The sequence below is a fragment of the Psychromonas sp. psych-6C06 genome (assembly GCF_002835465.1).
Taxonomy (GTDB): domain Bacteria; phylum Pseudomonadota; class Gammaproteobacteria; order Enterobacterales; family Psychromonadaceae; genus Psychromonas.
This window is the reverse complement of sequence record NZ_PIZM01000014.1, coordinates 16,304-34,712: the sequence shown is the minus strand read 5'-3', so window position 1 is coordinate 34,712 and position 18,409 is coordinate 16,304. Positions and strand designations below refer to the sequence as shown.

The window sequence follows — 18,409 nt, the reverse complement described above, 5'->3', positions numbered from 1 at the left end:
TTTCATTAACCTAATTCCGCCATCACATTAACCATCTCTAGTGCGCTAAGTGCAGCTTCGCTACCTTTATTACCCATTTTAGTACCAGCTCGCTCGATTGCTTGATCGATTGAATCTGTTGTTAATACACCAAAAGCAACTGGAATATCATAGTCTAAAGAAACTTGTGCTAACCCTTTATTACATTCGTTAGCAACAAATTCAAAGTGTGGTGTGCCACCACGAATAACCGTACCAAGTGCAATAATTGCATCGTGTTTTTTAGAAGCAGCAACACGCTTAGCGACTAACGGTAACTCAACAGCGCCCGGCATACGAACAACAGTAATGTTGTCATCTTGCACTTGACCTGTACGTTTAAGGGTATCAACGGCACCCGCTAGTAACTGCTCATTAATAAAGCTGTTAAAACGAGAGATTACAATTGCGATTTTCGCATTTGGTGCAGCTAAGCCACCTTCAATTATTTTCATTTTCTACCCTTACTTAACGTGTCTTACAAAGAAAGTGTGCATTCTAGCACACTTTTTTTTATCTACTAGGATCTGTTAATCTTTCTCGGTCATTTTTGACTTAATCACGTTATTCAGTGATGTAATCAACTACTTCAAGACCGAAACCTGACAGTGCATGGTAGCGTTTCTCTGAACTTAACAGTGCCATTTTTTGCACGCCTAAATCACGTAAAATTTGCGAGCCAACCCCAACTCGGCGACTTGCTCCCTGTGTTTTTGCAGCCACACGTTCACCCGCATCTTCTTTAGCAATATTCTTAACTTGTTCAATTAATGATTCTGCTGTTTCTTGATGGCCTAACATCACCAAAATGCCACCATCTTTTGCTAAACGTTGTAAAGCATTACGCATTGGCCATGTTTGTTGTGATAGACGCTCAGAAAAGAAGTTATCAGAGAATGTATTTTGAAGATGTACACGAACATTAGTTACGTCCCCCTCTTTTACTTCACCATTAACCAACGCAAAGTGAACCTGTTTATCGATAGTATCTTGGTATGCAACAAGGTCAAACTCACCAAATTCAGTGGGTAATTTACAGCTTGATACTTTTTCGATAGTCGTTTCATTATTATTGCGATATTCAATTAAGTCAGCCACAGTACCTAATTTAATGCCGTGTTTTTCAGCGAATACTTCTAAATCAGCTCGGCGTGCCATGCTGCCATCTTCATTTAATATTTCAACAATCACACCCGCTGGTTCACGCCCAGCTAAACGCGCTAAGTCACAGCCTGCTTCGGTATGTCCTGCACGTGTTAATACACCACCAGCTTGTGCTTTAAGTGGGAAAATATGACCAGGCATAACAATGTCAGTCGGTTTTGCATTTAAGGCAACAGCACGTTGCACCGTAATCGCACGGTCGGCAGCTGAAATACCTGTTGTGACACCTTCAGCAGCTTCAATTGAAACCGTGAAGTTAGTTGAAAAGGCAGCCGTATTATCATCGACCATTAGTGGCAGTTTAAGCTGTTCACAGCGTGCTTCGGTCAAGGTTAAGCAGATTAAACCACGGCCATATTTGGCCATAAAGTTGATTGCTTCGGGGGTTACCATATCCGCAGCCATGATTAAATCACCTTCATTTTCACGATCTTCATCGTCCATTAAGATAACCATTTTACCAAGGCGAATATCTTCAATAATCTCAGCCGTTGTATTTAATTTCATTTTTTATCCTTACTAAATAAATGCTTTACTTAACCCATAAAACCACTGCGAGCAAGCAGCGATAGGGTTGATTCTTTTTCTGGGCTATCACTTTCCGAGCCACTATAGGCTGCCTTATCACCCATTAATAATCGTTCTAAATAACGTGAAACAACATCGACCTCTAAATTGACTAACGTACCAACCTGATAATGAGTCATCGTAGTTTGTGAAATGGTGTGTGGAATGATGGTCAACTTAAAGGATGCACCATCAATCGAGTTGGTTGTTAAACTTATCCCATCAACGGTAATTGAACCTTTTTCAGCAATATATTTTGCTAAGCTATCCGGTGCTTTTATCCAATATTCAACGGCGCTGCCTAATTGACTAATTGTCGTTATTTCACCAACGCCATCAACGTGTCCGCTAACAATGTGTCCGCCAAAACGAGAGGTGACTTGCATCGCTTTTTCAAGGTTGATCGCAAAGCCTGGTTTAATTGCAGAAAATCCACTGCGCTGAATAGTTTCGTTTGATATATCAACATCATAACCATTATCATGCAATTGTGTTACCGTTAGGCAAACACCATTATGGGCAATACTATCCCCCAGTTTCACATCACAAAGGTCTAATTCACCGCAGTCGACGGTAATGGTCATATCTTTTGCATGACGTTTGATAGTGGTAATTGAGCCAACGGCTTCGATAATGCCTGTAAACATATTAATCTCGATCACTTATTATACGGATATCATCGCCAATTAACGTGACATTTTTCAACGCTAACTGTACGACATCACCCATTTCAGAATAGTTAGGTAAGTTTACTAAGTTTCTGGACTGATCGCCCATTAATTTCGGTGATTGATACAATATAAATTGATCAACTAATTGTTGCTTGAAAAACTCGCCCGCCAATGTAGCCCCTGCTTCTACCCACAGGTCATTAATTTCATAGGTATTTAGTAGTTGCAATAGCTGTTTCAAATCGACACGACCATGCCCATCGTCGCGGGCAATAATCTGTTCAACATCAGCAACAAAGGTTAAGGTGTTTAAATCTACGCGCGGTGAAAGCGACACTAACAACACTTTACCTTGAAGACTAAAAAGTTTTTCATTAAGCGTTAATTTATTGTGCGAGTCTAAAATAATACGAATAGGTTGACGCAACTGTGTTTCAACAATTTCATCATTAAATTGTGACGATTGCTGTAACTCAGGAAAGCGCACATTTAAACTTGGATCATCGGCCATTATGGTGCCACTTCCGGTTAAAATAGCTCCCTGCATTGCACGGTAATATTGTACATCTATGCGAGCTTTAGGACCGGTTATCCACTGACTTTTGCCATTATGAAGCGCTGTTTTTCCATCTAAACTTGATGCCATTTTTACCGTCACACGCGCTGTTTTCGTTTTCATGCGCTTGATAAAGCCCAAATTCAAGGAGTTCGCTTTAGCTTCTAATAGGCCCACATCAACTTGAATACCTGCCTCTTCTAAAATTGCAATACCGCGTCCTGCAACTTTAGGGTTAGGATCAACCATGGCAATCACGACCCGTTTAATGCCCGCTTTAGTCAACGCAATAGCGCAGGGTGGCGTCCGCCCAAAGTGCGAGCAAGGCTCTAAGGTCACATAACAAGTAGCATTAATGGCTTTGGTTCCAGCCATTGCTAATGCATGGACCTCCGCGTGTGGCTCTCCAGCTTTAAAATGAAAACCTTCACCAACGATGATGTTATTAGCCACAATAACACAACCTACATTAGGGTTAGGCGCAGTCGTAAAGCGGCCTTTTTTAGCAAGTGTGATGGCTTGGGCCATATAGGCTTTATCTTGGTCTGAAAATGCAGTTGAACTCATTAATTACCTTTAATGTAAGAAGTAAAATTTCATTTATAAATAGAATAATATCAAGCGAATTAAGTATGTGATCTACATTTTGTGCAGGGTTCCCTTTACCAACGTTTCAAGGAAGAGATAAGTTACTTTAACCAGTATAATAGATCAGCTATTTCCTTCATTTGGTATAATAACTTACGGCTGAATTATGTCAGCCATAAATAATATCATCGTAGTTTACCCATTTATATAATGATGAACTAAGCATTACTTTTCTAGTCTAGCGATCTCTTCACCAAACTCTTTAACATCTTCAAAAGAGCGATAAACAGATGCAAAACGGATATAAGCAATTTTATCCAAGCTTTTTAGTAAATCCATTACCAATTCACCGACCATTTTAGAAGTAACTTCTCTTTCACCTGTTGCACGAAGAATCGTTTTTAATTTATTCACGCTCACTTCAATCGCTTCAATACTGACTGGGCGTTTCTCTAAGGCGCGATTAATACCCACTAACAATTTTTCATCGTCAAAGGGCTCACGACGTCCATCAGATTTAATTAAACGAGGCATCAATAATTCAGCACTTTCAAAGGTGGTAAAACGCTCATTACATTCATTACAAGCACGACGACGGCGCACCTGCGAGCCATCTGCGACCAGACGGGAATCGATAACTTTGGTATCCTGTGCACTACAAAATGGACAATACATACTGCCTCTCTTTTTATCTATTATTTAAAGCGATTCAAATCGCTAAACTCTTCATAGCTTTCTATTTTACTAAAATTAATCTGGTATTCCCCTTCAGCTATTTTATCTAAGCGTAGAGAATCAACACCCAGTGTTTGTAATTGTGAATAATTAACTAACTGATCATATTCAAGTTGTAACACACTTCGTAAAATCCAGCGACCTAAATCAACATTTGGATTAGACATCAATGCTTTACGCCCTGCTTGACATAGTTTACAGCTCAACCGTTGCCCAGAAGGTAAGCGAACTGAAAATGGAACATCTTGCTCAGGGAAAAAATCAGGAAACTTATCATGAATCCAACTTGGTATGGGAATATAAACCTCATCGGGATCGCGTTTTCGGCCATTCGCATTCCATTGATTTAATCCACTTCGCTCAAAGACGGTTTTATTACGCCCATACAGAGGAAGGTAAATAGTATCGAATGATTTTAATTTAGGGCTTAATTGTGTCGTTAATCGCATTTGCTCACTGAGTTGAGACAGAGGATCATCAGCGATATCAATGTTAAAGCTTGCTGCATAGTGGGATGTATTAAAACGTTTTAATAACGTACTCTTTGATAATGAAAAATTATAATCCGCAATACCATCGGTAAAAATAATTGAATTACTGTTATTATTAATCAGCTTGATATTTTCAATATCGACCAAATGCATAGGCTCTTCAAAAAGATGGAAAACTCCCTTGTCTCGCACCACACAATGATAAATAACACGTTTTAATCGATAAAGTCTTATCGTAAAATTAATGCGTGCATTTCTTAAACGAGCAACCTCTTTCACCATCTCTAATGTAGGTAAGTCAATATATTTACTTCGATCACGATTAAACTCAGCCACTTTTTGCCAAGACTTTTGATTGCCTATTAAAAATGTTTTAAGACCAATGCCAACACCGTTTTTCATCGCATCAATCGCGACATCTCCTCGTGACAGATCTTCTGCATTAAAGGCACGACAAAAGATACGTTCAGCTGCGCGATAATAGAGATATGGTGCCGTAGATTCAGAAAACAGGTTGGATAAACCTCCAACCACTTGCAAATAGTGATGATAGTCCTGCTTTTTTTGCTCTGATTGTATTCTATAAAAATGCACTGTTAACCTTATTGTTGAATAATATCAATCGAATTAAGTATGTGGTCTAAATTTTGCTCAGGAAAAGTGACTTAAATCAAGGCGAAACTTAACATAAATGGCTGTTCCCTTTTACGAACGTTTCAACGAAGAGGTAAGTTGCTTCAACCAGTAAATTAGACCCGCTATTTATTTCGTTTGGTATAATCCTAAAAGAATTGAAAAAATGATCTAAATTTTGAGCAATAAAAGTGGCTTAATACAGGCAAAAAAACGTAAATAATTGTTATATTATCGAAATTTTAACAATCAAGACTAATCACTTTTTTAATTCCATTAGTATTATTTCGTTGGATATAACAAACACCAGATAAAAAAAAACCACACAGAGTGTGGCTTTTTATAGTAACGCGTTAGCGATTAACCGTAAACAGGGTTTGCTTTACAGAATGCAGCAGCCTTTACTTTAACAGCTTCAATGGTTGCAGCTAGTTTTTCTTCATCTTTGATAACATCTAGGATGTCACAAATCCAACCAGCAAGCTCAGTTGCATCAGCAACAGTTGCACCACGGCGAGTAAATGCAGGTGTACCGATACGCAGACCAGATGTAACAAACGGAGAACGTGGATCGTTTGGTACAGAGTTCATGTTCACAGTGATGTGAGCAAGACCTAATGCTGCATCCGCTTCTTTACCCGTGATATCTTGAGCGATTAAATCAACAAGGAAAAGGTGGTTTTCAGTACCATTAGAAACGATTTTGTAATCACGCTTTTGGAATACAGCAACCATCGCTTTAGCATTAGCTAAAACAGACTCTTGGTACGCTTTGAATTCTGGTTCAGCACACTCTTTAAATGCAACCGCTTTAGCTGCAACAACGTGCATTAATGGGCCACCTTGACCACCAGGGAAAACAGCTGAGTTTAATTTCTTCTCAATCTCAGCATTTGCTTTAGCAAGGATAAGACCACCACGTGGACCACCTAATGTTTTATGCGTTGTCGTTGTAACAACATCAGCAAATGGTACTGGGTTAGGGTAAAGACCCGCAGCCACAAGACCAGCAACGTGGGCCATATCAACAAAGAGGTAAGCACCTACTTTGTCAGCGATTTCACGGAATTTAGCCCAATCAACAACACCTGAGTACGCAGAGAAACCAGCGATAATCATTTTTGGTTTGTGTTCAACAGCTAAACGCTCAACTTCAGCGTAATCAAGAATACCTGTATCAGGGTTGATTCCGTACTGAACTGAATTATAAGTTTTACCAGAGAAACTTACTTTAGCACCGTGTGTTAAGTGACCACCGTGAGCAAGACTCATGCCTAATACTGTATCGCCAGCATTACAAAGTGCAGCGTAAACAGCACTGTTTGCTTGAGAGCCTGCGTGTGGCTGTACGTTTGCGTAATCAGCACCAAATAAAGATTTAGCACGTTCAATCGCTAAAGACTCAGCAACATCAACATACTCACAACCACCGTAGTAACGCTTACCAGGGTAACCTTCTGCATATTTGTTTGTAAGCTGACTACCTTGCGCTTCCATTACACGTGGGCTTGTGTAGTTTTCAGATGCAATTAGCTCGATGTGATCTTCTTGACGTTGAACTTCGCCCGTCATTGATTCCCATAGCTCTGGATCGTAATCTGCAATATTCATATCGCGGTTAAACATGCGTTTCTCCTAATTGAAATAACTGGTAGTCAGTTAAATTTAATGATTTTTTTGATGTAGCTCATTTTACGCAAACTTTCGCCCCTTGCATAGAGGAAATGAAATGAATAAATTTTCAATAATAATGAGAAATATTCATAGGTAATGAATAATTTCATTAATTTTTAAATGAAGTTTGCTGAAATAGAGGCTCATAGGAAGGAAATTTTACATCATATTAAATATCACCCTGTTGTATTGAACACCAAGGACATCATTGACTGAGAACGGAGAGGGTTGATGATAGGGAGCGCATCGCTTGATTCTCCCCGTATTAAATTACGCCATTAATATAGCGAACAAATATTGCATAGCCAATAACGACCTTTAATTTGTCCCGTGGCTAAACCCAGTAGCGCAATATTAGAAATCACCAACGCGCTCATGATCTCTAATAATGAAAAACCCGCCTGCCTCACTCTTGCAGTGAACATCAGCATGCATTCAATTTAACTTATTAATAATCAAAAAACTGACGATGATCCGGCCCTGCGCTGTGGCTATTTATTTTATTAGCGTGTTTGTAAGCTTTCCAATTCGCTACTTGGGTACCTTTATTTAAGTGTGGAAATTGCGCCTGTTTATCCGATGTTAGGCCGAGAAATAACATCAATGCCTGCAAGCTATTCTTCTCACTGATATCAATCGTCAACAAATCTTGTCGCCCTGTAAAATAGGCTTCAACTTGTTGTTCGTGGCGCAGGTAACAGGCCGTCAAATGAGACTCTGTTAATAGTTGAGGGTCTTCTGTGGCAAAGGTTTGCGCAAAACTGCGTTTCAACACAGGACTAAAATGGCCTGTTTTAGGTAACAGATGAGGCGCCATTTTGCTTAGAAGACGTTGCATCGAAGGGATCCATTTTGTCAGGTCTCGTTGCAAATAAACAAATTTAGAATCAGGAAAAAGAGCATCTAACTGCGGATAGTCAGAAAAACAGGGCGCATCTGAAATGACATCAGCCAGTACAAAGGCTTGTTTGGTAAATGCCGTGTGAGCCACTTTAAAACCGCAACCGAGCAAGGCAACACTGATACTGGTCGTGCCGGTACGGGGTAAACCGATAATAAAAATTTTAGACATTAAATAATCTCAGTTCTGGATAAGCAAAGCGATACAGTTCAAGTTAGTGCTCAATATATGATAGCCATCAAAAAAGTTGCATAGTGTAATCAAATTCCGGCGAGAATGAAGCAAGATAGGATCAAATACAAGCTACTCCACACAATTAATTCAAACCTATTTGCTTGCCCTACCCCTTTAACTTAAAATGCCACTTAGTTTCATTTCCTTCAAAAATAAAGGGTTCTACTATGGCATTGCCAGATAAATTTATTTTCTCCATGAATCGAGTGAGCAAGGTGGTCCCACCAAAGCGCACAATCTTAAAAGATATCTCATTAAGTTTTTTCCCCGGCGCGAAAATCGGCGTATTAGGTTTAAATGGTGCTGGTAAATCAACGCTATTAAAAATTATGGCAGGTGTTGATAAAGAATATGAAGGTGAGGCGCAAGCATTATCGGGCACTAAAATCGGTTACCTACCGCAGGAGCCCGTCTTAGATCTTGAAAAAACCGTGCGTGAAGTGGTTGAAGAAGCGGTGAGCGAAGTTAAAAATGCACTTACCGAGCTTGATCAAGTATATGCAGATTACGCAGCAGAAGGCGCAGACTTTGATGCACTTGCTAAACGTCAGGGTCAATTGGAAGATATTATCCAAGCGCATGATGGTCATAACCTTGAAAACCAATTAGAGCGTGCGGCCGATGCACTTCGCTTACCTGCTTGGGAGCAACCTGTAAAAGTCCTTTCAGGTGGTGAACGTCGCCGTGTTGCATTGTGTCGTTTATTACTTGAAAAACCAGATATGTTACTACTCGATGAGCCAACCAATCACTTGGACGCAGAATCAGTTGCATGGCTGGAGCGTTTCTTACATGACTATGAAGGCACCGTTGTGGCAATTACCCATGACCGTTACTTCCTTGATAATGTAGCAGGTTGGATCTTAGAGCTTGACCGTGGTTACGGCATTCCATGGGAAGGTAACTACTCTTCATGGCTTGAGCAGAAAGATGAGCGTTTGAAACAAGAAGCATCAAAAGAGAAAGCTCGCCAACGTCAAATTGAGAAAGAGCTAGAGTGGGTTCGCTCAAATGCGAAAGGACGTCAATCTAAAAGCAAAGCACGTTTATCTCGCTTTGAAGAACTTAATAACCAAGACTTCCAAAAACGTAATGAGACCAATGAACTATTCATCCCAACGGGTCAGCGTTTAGGTGATCAAGTTATTGACGTTACAAACTTGAAGAAATCATTTGATGGTCGTGTATTGATTGACGATTTAAGCTTTAGTATTCCCAAAGGTGCTATTGTGGGCATTATCGGTGCCAATGGTGCAGGTAAATCAACGCTATTTAAAATGCTAAGCGGTGCTGAAACGCCTGACGCTGGTGACATTAAGATCGGTGAAACAGTGCAGATGGCCAGTGTTGAACAATTCCGTGACCATATGGACGATTCAGTATCTGTATTCCAGGAAGTGTCGGGTGGCAGTGACATTATTCAAATCGGCACCGTTGAGATTCCAAGTCGTGCTTATTTAGGACGCTTTAATTTTAAAGGTACAGATCAACAAAAAATCGTTGGTAATCTATCTGGGGGTGAGCGAGGCCGTTTACACCTTGCTAAACTGCTTAAATCAGGTGGTAATTTATTATTACTCGATGAGCCAACCAATGATTTAGATATTGAGACACTCCGTGCATTGGAAGATGCGCTACTTAGTTTTGCAGGTTGTGCAATGGTTATCTCACATGACCGCTGGTTCTTAGATCGTATTGCGACGCATATCATCGATTACCGCGATGAAGGTCAAGTTAACTTCTATGAAGGTAACTATACGGATTACGAAGCATGGTTAAAGAAAACCTTCGGTGCAGCAGCCACTGAACCACATCGTATTAAATACAAACGTATTTCATAAAAGACAAACATACGAAAAAGGTCGCTTTAAGCGACCTTTTTATTAACTAATCGCCATTGAAACAATCTACTTACTCTTTACTTTTATGCGCTAAACTCGCGGCGTTCGCTTCCCAATTTTGACCATCAAAATCGCTGACTTGTATACAATGTGGGACGGTATCTAAGCAATTGAGATTAACGTCTATTCCATCAGGATTAGAGCGCGGGGTATAGAAAGGTTTTACGCCACAATGACGGCAAAACGTATGCGCTGCAATACCTGAGTTAAAGCGATAGGTAGATATTTCATCTTCACCTTTAAGCAGTTTGAATTTGCTCAATGGGACAATCAAATGAAGAAACCCTGATTTTTTGCAAATCGAGCAATTACAATAATCAGCGTCAATATTTTCAGGTGCTTCTACTTCAAACTGAATGGCTCCACAGTGGCAACTTCCTTTATATATCATCTTTTCTTCTCTCCCTTCAAGTACGTTTTAACATCTAGTTTAGTGTAAAAGAGACACTCATCCTATCAAGAGGTTATACCAAATCCACTAAATAACTGATCAACCTTACTGGTTAAAAGAAGCTATTTCAGCGTTAAAAATTTCGCAAAGGGAACAACCATTTACATCAATTTTGCCTTGAACTAACTACTTTTTCCTGTGTAATATTTGATCACTATATTAGCGGAATTGGTATTAAAACAAAAAATGTAAAGTACTCATCCAGTTCCCCTAGATGTTTGCTTCTTTAATTTGCGGGCGATTAAAAAACAATGTTCATTGTTTATCAGGCACTAACATTAATGTTACATTATAACATTAATGTTTAACTATAAAGATAAGTAGATGAATAATAAAAAAGAAGTTATCCAAAGTGTACCAACGAATATCATCACTGGTTTTTTAGGTGTTGGTAAAACATCAGCTATTTTACAGTTTCTAAAAAATAAACCGCTCACAGAGCGCTGGGCAGTGTTAGTTAATGAATTTGGAGAAATTGGTATTGATGGCAGTTTGATTGCAGGGCAACAAACCGCTGAACAAGGTGTTTTCATACGCGAAGTACCGGGAGGCTGTATGTGCTGCGCTGCTGGCGTACCGATGAAAATTGCATTAAACCAATTATTAAAAACAGCAAAACCAGATCGCCTATTAATTGAGCCAACCGGTTTAGGGCACCCTAAAGAGATCCTGCAACTGCTCACCAGTGAGCACTATCAACACACGCTTTGCTTACAAAAAACCTTAACCTTAGTGGATGCACGTAATTTAAAAGATCAACGCTATACCCAACATGAGACTTTTAACCAGCAGATTGCCATTGCCGATACCATCGTCGCGAATAAAAGCGATTTATATCAAGATGAAGACAAATTAAGATTAAACGAGTACATGACACTTCATGGTAAAACCGATGCGCAACTTATTTATGCTCAGCAAGGTAATATCGATATTCAACAGCTCAGCGGAAAGAGCAACATTGAGGTGCGTAATAGCCATTCTCATCACCATCACAACACAGAAAAGCGATTAGCATCTGAGCTGGATTTTCCTGACTGTGGTTACATTAAAGCAGAGAATAAGGGAGAAGGCTTTGTTAGCATTGGTTGGCGCTTTTCAGCAAAAATAATGTTTAACCACCAGCAATTGTTCACTTTTTTGAATAAGCTAAAAGTGCAACGTGTAAAAGCGGTGTTTATCACCGATAAAGGTTTATTTGGCTATAACGCGACAGAAGATAGGTTTACCGAAATAGCACTAGAGCAATGCTTAGAAAGTCGAATTGAAATTATCAATCAACAACTCGATAAGCGACTTGAAACACAATTATTGAGCTGTATTATCACAACTGTTTCAGATAGCTAAATAACAGTATTCATAAAGGTAATAGCGATAAAAAACTCCAAATGAGTGTGCATTTGGAGCCAACATCGCTCTCTTTTATACCTTTTTAAATTTACGCGAGAAACCCAAACCACATAAAGCGAATAACATTAATGCCAGCCCCGCAGGCGCCGGTACACTGGCACTACTAATCTCAATGACACCGTAATATTGCCCATTACTGCTGCCACCAAAACCCGTTGTTCCCTGCAGAGGCACATCATTCCATGTCCCCTTAATCCCTTGCCCCCTTGCGAAATCCCAGTTCATTACTGCGTAATCTTCATTTTGATAGTTATTTGGCTCACCCGCTTTCCAGTTAGTAAAGGTCACATCATCACCGTTTGACCAAATGAAATCCCCCTCTGCATCTTTATCTGTTAAGCCGATCCAAAAAGGTAAAATGTCGCCACTACTTAAAAAGGTATCGTTGAGAAACTGCTGCTCCGCAGCACTATTAATTGCCACTAAGTGGCCGCCTTCCGCGATTGATTGTTGCTCAGCGTTCAGCCAATCTGATGATAACTCAGTGAGTGCATAGTGATGCCCATTACCGCCATTTGCTTCATCCCAAGTTACGTACATCGGTGAAGCGAACACCGACTGGCTCACAAGTAACAGCGAAGATGCTACAAATAGCGTATTTTTTATCTGTTTGTTGAACATAGTTTTTCCTCCGTGAAAATTCAATTTATTGCATAAAACCCTTATAAAAAAGGTACTTATTTTTGGCATGAGTTTATAGAGGAATCTAATGAAAAGAGGTGCTATTTACAATGATTGGGCATTGCATGTTACTAAGTCTGTGAGATAGATTTAACCTTAGTTAACTTGTACCTAGTGGTTTACAATGAATACAGATCACCCTAAATAATTTATAACACTATCTAGGTAGGTTTAGAGTTTTAAGGACGATTAAAGAAAATATAAACAGAAAAGGCCGGTTTATTGATGTTACTTTGACTTACTAGTGGTGATAACTAGCAAATAATTTCCGCGTAAAAACAACCTCTCATGTTGTAAAATTCCCCCCCCCTCATAAACCACGACAATCATATTCATGGTTTATGAGGTAAGGGAGTTGGTTAAATTAAAAGATTATTTTAGTTTAAATCCGCCAACGATATCTTGTAAATGTTTAGCGGAATCAGCTAAAGACTGGCTTGCATTGGATGATTGGTTTGCCCCACTTGCAGTCACCTCTGCAGAATCATTGATTGCCGTTATATTATTATTAATCTCTTCTGCTACCACCGCTTGCTCTTCAACGGCTGTCGCCACCTGCGTATTCATATCATTGATATGAGTGATTGTTTCTAAGATACTGTCTAACGCATCCCCTGTTGTTTGAGATTTTTCAACGGTATCTCGAGCTTCCACTTGGCTTTCATTCATCACTTTAACCGCTTCACTTGTTCCCGATTGCAATAACTGAATCATTTTTTGAATCTCACTGGTCGACTCTTTCGTTCGTTGAGCAAGCCCCCTAACCTCATCTGCAACCACGGCAAAGCCTCGACCTTGTTCGCCAGCACGTGCAGCTTCAATCGCTGCATTTAAAGCCAGTAAGTTAGTTTGCTCGGAAATTGCTTGAATAACTTCGACGACAGAATCAATTTCAGATGAATTTTTTTCTAAGGATTGAATAACATCAACCGATTGCTCTACACGCTCTGCTAAATGCTGAATCGACTGGATAGTATCATCTACCACCATTTTTCCATCTTCGGCTTTTCTTTTTGCATCTTGCGTTGCTTCAGCAGATTCAGATGCGTGTTTTACTACGGTTTGAATGCTATACGACATCTCTTGAATTGCAGTGGCAACCTGTGTTGTGCGCTCTTTTTGAAGGCCGGCTGCCTCACTGGTCTCCTGAGACACACTTTTTGCTTGCTGTGCATTGGCTGCGATATCATTGCCAGTTTCCACAATACTACCAATTAATTTGCGCAGTTTAGTGGTCATCTCTGCAACTGCAAGGTAAATACCCGTCGATTTATCACTGTCAGTGAATGCATAGGTTAAATCTCCGTTAGCAACATTTTGTGTAATATTAGCAATCTCTTTAGGCTCCCCACCAATGGGTTTCTTAATCATTTTGGTAATAAATAGAGAAAGGACAATTCCAGTGAATAGGCTAAATAGTGCTGTATAGGTAACAATAGAGATAGAGCTTTGTGCTGTATTTTGCGCTTGCGGACCAAGTTTATCTTGATCACTTTTTACTGATAACTTTACAGCCTCAATTTTGTTAGCAACGATAGGGCCAACTCGATTGAGCGTATTATTGATAATACTATTACGGGCAACAATGGTGCGGTGAACATCATCAATCGTTTTTATATATTTCTCATATAACTTGTCAAACTGGCTTAATATTTGTTTTGGCTCATCGGCATAAAATAGGCCCTCTAAGCTTTTTCTATCATTTATTAGAATATCTTTTAACTCTAGCTTCGCACGCTTATAATCTTCTTCCGAATTGGTCACTAAGTATTTAATCACATATAGTCGCCCTAATAATACATTCTCAGAAGCTTTAGCTATCGCGTATTGCGTTGATTCTAAACCCGCATCGTTAGCGTACTCTCGTAAATTACTGATCAGCTGACGCATTTTTTTACCAGTAGGATTTAACTCATTCTCTACAATTTTATTACGGTAGGCAATTAGCTTAACAACCTCTTCAAATCCATCTTTATACTCTTTTACTAAGCTCGTTGACTCTTGCACATTTTGAGCACGTTCAGGGTTTTGTATTTCAACTTTTGCTTCATCGAGAAAGCTTTCCATTTTTTCAAAGCGCTGGTGATATTCGTCTAACACCTGCTCCGTTGGAAGTTTTAGGTATTTTAAAGCATTAAGACGAACCATTAACATATTGGCCTGCAGGCGACCAGCTAAGTTAGTATCACGAGCTAGGCCTCGATACTCCTTAAAGTTATTGAAACCGTTATCTAACCCTTTGTAAGCAACGATAGAAACAATACTCAATAACACTAAAATAATGGCAAACGCGACGTTAAGTTGTGTAGATAGGTTTAGCTTTTGATACATAGTTCATTCCTTAAAAACAGAAGTCGATAAGACCTTATATTTAATCACTATAGTTAAAGTTTTTTAGAAACTTACGCCTCTGAATAATTTGTCATAATCTAAAGAATGCTTAGCCAGAAAAGCTTAAATCGTAAAAACACTAAAAAAACGCTTAAATTTATAGAGTTAAGGTAAAAAACTCGATACATCTTTTATCTGTTTATTATTAAAGGTAAAGGTTAAACAGTAAAAATAAATGGCATTTATGAGAGGTGGGCACAAATAAGACTTGTTAAAAACACATACATCCGTGCAACATCTTTAGTTAATTAAGGTCAGTTTTATTAGCTAAAATTAGTCTTCACAATAAGAGTGAACAACTAAAGTTGGCCACTCTTATTTCATTTATTAAAGTCTTCAAGGTTGTATCTATGATTTTATTCACATCAACTTGAACTGCTGATTTAAATAGGAAAGATATGAAACCCCAATAATTATTTCGTTGTCTACTTAAACAGCTATTTTACTGCATAAATCATCAAGCAGATTTGCTAAGTATCATAAAAATAATACTTGCAAGGATAATTTAGAAAGGTAATTGGAATATACTAATTTTAAAGTACATTAAACCTCGGTAGCTGACTGTAGTGGTACAGATAGAAGGCATGTAATATTAAGTGATAGATTCGTCGCCACCTATTTTTCCTGAAATCCACTTGACCAGTTTGATTATTCTTTAATTTTGCTGGAAATAACTCCAAACTATCAACACCTATTTTTTCAAAACGTCACATAAACGCTTAGACATAACAGGGATACCTACATCTACAATCTCTCTGGGTAAACCATCAAAACTGCAATGCGCATCGAAATCTAATTCAACAGGGTTAGGTACATTGCTCTTCCGTTCATTTTTTATTGGTGAGCCTGTTTTCCATAACCTTAGACCAGCTAGCTTAAAGGCATTATTCAGAGTTAAAACAGCGCCACCATCTTCACGAATTATTGGCTTACAGCCTATTACGTAGAACATTCTTAACTCCTAATTTAATATTAAAGTACTTTTTACACGAGAAGACGTATAACAACCTTCGCTAATTTGGTTCTTTTTCCATTTAGTTATAGAAGATAGTGATTACAGAACATTTTTATATGCCCTCGATGCTCTGTCTAAACGTCCAACTAAAACATAGGGAGGACGAGTAGAAACGTAATCAGAATTACAATATGGACGCTTATCATCTGGTTCACCAATTATATTCATTACATTTTCTGATGTAAAAGACTTGCCCCCCTTAGATTAAATACGCCAAGCAACTGACTTTAAAGTTATACCTAAAATATCCCCTCTCGCAAATGAATCCTAAGGGTCGATGTTTAGATTTTGATTACCTTGGATCTATCCTATTTAAAAACAGCGAGTTATTTTACTTCAACTTGTAGGTACTCCCAATCTATCCTCCTCATCTTTATTGCCATAAATATCACATAATGCCTTTTCCAAGACTTTAGAGGTGTCGCAACCAGAGTGCTGCGTTGCGACTAACTTTTTCACTTTCTTTTCATACTCTTGGTAAATTGTTGAACCGTATGCTTTGTTTTTAGACATAGCAGAAACAAGCATCAGCTTATGAATATCACTATTAGGCTCTTCAAGAGCAAGCGTTAATAGTTTATCGAAAATATTTCTTTCGCCATATAAGGTGCTCGCACCATCTTCTACATTACAAGCTAAAGATAAGGCTAAACAGACTTCATTCGCATCGACATAATGAGCAAATAATTGTGGGGATATTTGAGCAAGGTTAGGAGAAGAATCCGCAATATTAATGGCATAGTTATCGGTAATATAATGGTATGTTTCCTCAATTAACTCCTTTAATGCCTGCGAGGGCTTATCAGCAGAGAACTCTTTAGTGATTGTTTTTACAAGAGAAGTGTCAGCTGGGTCAAAGAGACGTAATTCCAATTTCCATGGGCTAGATTCTGCGTAAAGGTGTGGCAATATAATCAAATCACAAGGTGAGTGATTAACTAACTGAGTAGCCCAACTTTCCTCATAACGTTGCCCGAAAAAAACAAAGCCAGCATCTTCAATAATGGGCACCAACATCGAGGCTTGCGCACTACTTTCCATATTCAATTTATCGCAGAAAGATAAAGCAATACCACGACATATACTTCCCTCTTCATTGGTTTTTTGTTTCATTGACTGATCATGATTTTCAGCAATAGAACAACTACCCGATGTTGTCAGTATCGTAAATGGTTTTTCACTCTTTTGAGGGATAATATGCTCTGTTGCATTTAGCTTATGTAACCAAATAGGTTGATTAACAGGCATCAATGCCAGCTTAGGTGGCTCTTTATCTTCGACAGGCCCATAGTCTCCCATTAAATTATCTAATTCTGTCATCCAGTAAGTTAACCCCTCTTTCCAATCAGGTCGATTATAGGCAAAAAGTGCTTCAACCAATGACTTAGCTTCTGGATACCTTTTTAATTCAACAAATGCTTTGATGAGATTATTCGCAACTGAGAACCCGTGATGTTCAATAACAAAGTGAGGTAATACAACAGTAATAATCTCTTGAATATGTCCACTTTGTCCTAAATCGCCACTTATCTGTTGTAATACTTGTGAATCAGGCTGTTGGAGAATCCTAAATATCTCTTCGTAAAAAGAGAGTGCGACCTGTTTTTCACCTTTTTTAAGTGCCTCACGTGCTAACCATAATTGAGGTCGCCAAGCCCCAGGGAGTTTACTGACTTTTCTCAGTGCTTCTATATAAGCGGCTTCTCCGCGACGCTCATGGTGAATAACGGCATACCAGTCCAGCCCATTATCTTGATTCGGATCGGCTTCTAAAGCACTCCAAAGTACTGTTTCCGCTAACGCATGCTCATTACGCTCTGCATATACTTTCGCTAGGTTAGTTAATAACACACCTGATTGACCGACAATACTCATCGTTTCTTTGAGCACTTTTTCGGCTTCATCTAATTGTTTATTTTTCATTAATACGATGCCATGAATGCACGCACCACGTTCTTTAATTGGATCTATTTCATAAAGGCGTGCACTCGCATCTTGAATGTGCGCTTCAAAACCATCATTCAGGGCAGATATGATGAGATTATAAAGTTCATCAGGGTTATCTCGATTTTTATCTAAATTCCCTAATAAAACATTATTTAACCACTCCTGCTTTCCAATTTGCATTTCACGACCGTATTCATCATGTACCTTAATTAACGCTTCTTGTGACTCAGCGTCGCTGGAAACCGCTTCATTAGCATTAGTTTCAGTTTTTTTAACATCACTAGGCTCAACCTCTTTGGAGGCTTGTTTATTTTTTTTATTACTTCTTCCACTGAATATTTTTTTAATAAAACTCATCGGTTTTCCCTGTTCTCTTTATGGTAT

Annotated in this window: 16 protein-coding genes; 2 read left to right on the top strand and 14 right to left on the bottom strand. The window is 38.9% G+C overall.

The features are described from left to right. Positions 1 to 5: 5 nt before the first annotated feature. From ribE to CW745_RS15460, 9 genes are all read right to left on the bottom strand, one after another. Positions 6 to 473 (bottom strand): 6,7-dimethyl-8-ribityllumazine synthase, encoded by a 468-nt coding sequence (gene ribE, locus CW745_RS15500; protein ID WP_101109611.1) that lies wholly within the window; start codon positions 471 to 473, stop codon positions 6 to 8. 109 nt (positions 474 to 582) lie between these two features. Then, complete coding sequence (gene ribBA, locus CW745_RS15495) at positions 583 to 1,689, bottom strand: bifunctional 3,4-dihydroxy-2-butanone-4-phosphate synthase/GTP cyclohydrolase II (RefSeq protein WP_101109610.1); 1,107 nt, start codon at positions 1,687 to 1,689, stop codon at positions 583 to 585. A 29-nt stretch (positions 1,690 to 1,718) separates the two neighbouring features. Further along, on the bottom strand, positions 1,719 to 2,396 hold the full coding sequence (locus CW745_RS15490) for a riboflavin synthase (protein ID WP_101109609.1): 678 nt from the start codon (positions 2,394 to 2,396) through the stop codon (positions 1,719 to 1,721). Position 2,397: 1 nt separating this feature from the next. Further along, positions 2,398 to 3,543 (bottom strand): bifunctional diaminohydroxyphosphoribosylaminopyrimidine deaminase/5-amino-6-(5-phosphoribosylamino)uracil reductase RibD, encoded by a 1,146-nt coding sequence (ribD, locus tag CW745_RS15485; RefSeq protein ID WP_101109608.1) that lies wholly within the window; start codon positions 3,541 to 3,543, stop codon positions 2,398 to 2,400. Positions 3,544 to 3,789: 246 nt separating this feature from the next. Beyond that, on the bottom strand, positions 3,790 to 4,239 hold the full coding sequence (gene nrdR, locus CW745_RS15480) for a transcriptional regulator NrdR (RefSeq protein WP_101109607.1): 450 nt from the start codon (positions 4,237 to 4,239) through the stop codon (positions 3,790 to 3,792). 20 nt (positions 4,240 to 4,259) lie between these two features. Beyond that, positions 4,260 to 5,384 (bottom strand): restriction endonuclease PLD domain-containing protein, encoded by a 1,125-nt coding sequence (locus CW745_RS15475; protein ID WP_202973212.1) that lies wholly within the window; start codon positions 5,382 to 5,384, stop codon positions 4,260 to 4,262. Between the two features lie 399 nt (positions 5,385 to 5,783). Next, positions 5,784 to 7,049 carry a serine hydroxymethyltransferase gene (glyA, locus tag CW745_RS15470; RefSeq protein WP_101109606.1) on the bottom strand — a complete coding sequence of 422 codons (1,266 nt, stop codon included), beginning with the start codon at positions 7,047 to 7,049 and terminating at the stop codon, positions 5,784 to 5,786. A 326-nt stretch (positions 7,050 to 7,375) separates the two neighbouring features. Continuing rightward, entirely contained in the window at positions 7,376 to 7,522 is a 147-nt protein-coding gene (locus CW745_RS15465; protein WP_101109605.1) for a prepilin-type N-terminal cleavage/methylation domain-containing protein, read from the bottom strand. 23 nt (positions 7,523 to 7,545) lie between these two features. Further along, on the bottom strand, positions 7,546 to 8,169 hold the full coding sequence (locus CW745_RS15460) for a sulfotransferase family protein (protein ID WP_101109604.1): 624 nt from the start codon (positions 8,167 to 8,169) through the stop codon (positions 7,546 to 7,548). Positions 8,170 to 8,399: 230 nt separating this feature from the next. Here CW745_RS15460 and ettA point away from each other — a divergent pair, with 230 nt between their 5' ends. Further along, positions 8,400 to 10,073, top strand: coding sequence for an energy-dependent translational throttle protein EttA (gene ettA, locus CW745_RS15455; protein ID WP_101109603.1), 1,674 nt, complete (start codon positions 8,400 to 8,402; stop codon positions 10,071 to 10,073). 70 nt (positions 10,074 to 10,143) lie between these two features. On the opposite strand, the gene CW745_RS15450 is transcribed toward ettA, so the two are convergent. Beyond that, positions 10,144 to 10,524, bottom strand: coding sequence for a GFA family protein (locus CW745_RS15450; protein WP_101109602.1), 381 nt, complete (start codon positions 10,522 to 10,524; stop codon positions 10,144 to 10,146). Positions 10,525 to 10,908: 384 nt separating this feature from the next. Here CW745_RS15450 and CW745_RS15445 point away from each other — a divergent pair, with 384 nt between their 5' ends. Beyond that, entirely contained in the window at positions 10,909 to 11,928 is a 1,020-nt protein-coding gene (locus CW745_RS15445) for a GTP-binding protein (protein ID WP_101109601.1), read from the top strand. 75 nt (positions 11,929 to 12,003) lie between these two features. Here CW745_RS15445 and CW745_RS15440 read toward each other — a convergent pair whose 3' ends face one another. The 4 genes from CW745_RS15440 to CW745_RS15425 all read right to left on the bottom strand — a co-directional run bounded on the left by CW745_RS15440 (position 12,004) and on the right by CW745_RS15425 (position 18,382). Beyond that, positions 12,004 to 12,612 (bottom strand): C-type lectin domain-containing protein, encoded by a 609-nt coding sequence (locus tag CW745_RS15440; protein ID WP_193755632.1) that lies wholly within the window; start codon positions 12,610 to 12,612, stop codon positions 12,004 to 12,006. A gap of 432 nt (positions 12,613 to 13,044) precedes the next feature. Continuing rightward, on the bottom strand, positions 13,045 to 15,003 hold the full coding sequence (locus tag CW745_RS15435) for a methyl-accepting chemotaxis protein (protein WP_101109599.1): 1,959 nt from the start codon (positions 15,001 to 15,003) through the stop codon (positions 13,045 to 13,047). Positions 15,004 to 15,754: 751 nt separating this feature from the next. Continuing rightward, entirely contained in the window at positions 15,755 to 16,015 is a 261-nt protein-coding gene (locus CW745_RS15430) for a hypothetical protein (protein ID WP_101109598.1), read from the bottom strand. Positions 16,016 to 16,414: 399 nt separating this feature from the next. After that, entirely contained in the window at positions 16,415 to 18,382 is a 1,968-nt protein-coding gene (locus CW745_RS15425; RefSeq protein WP_101109597.1) for a tetratricopeptide repeat protein, read from the bottom strand. Positions 18,383 to 18,409 lie beyond the last annotated feature (27 nt).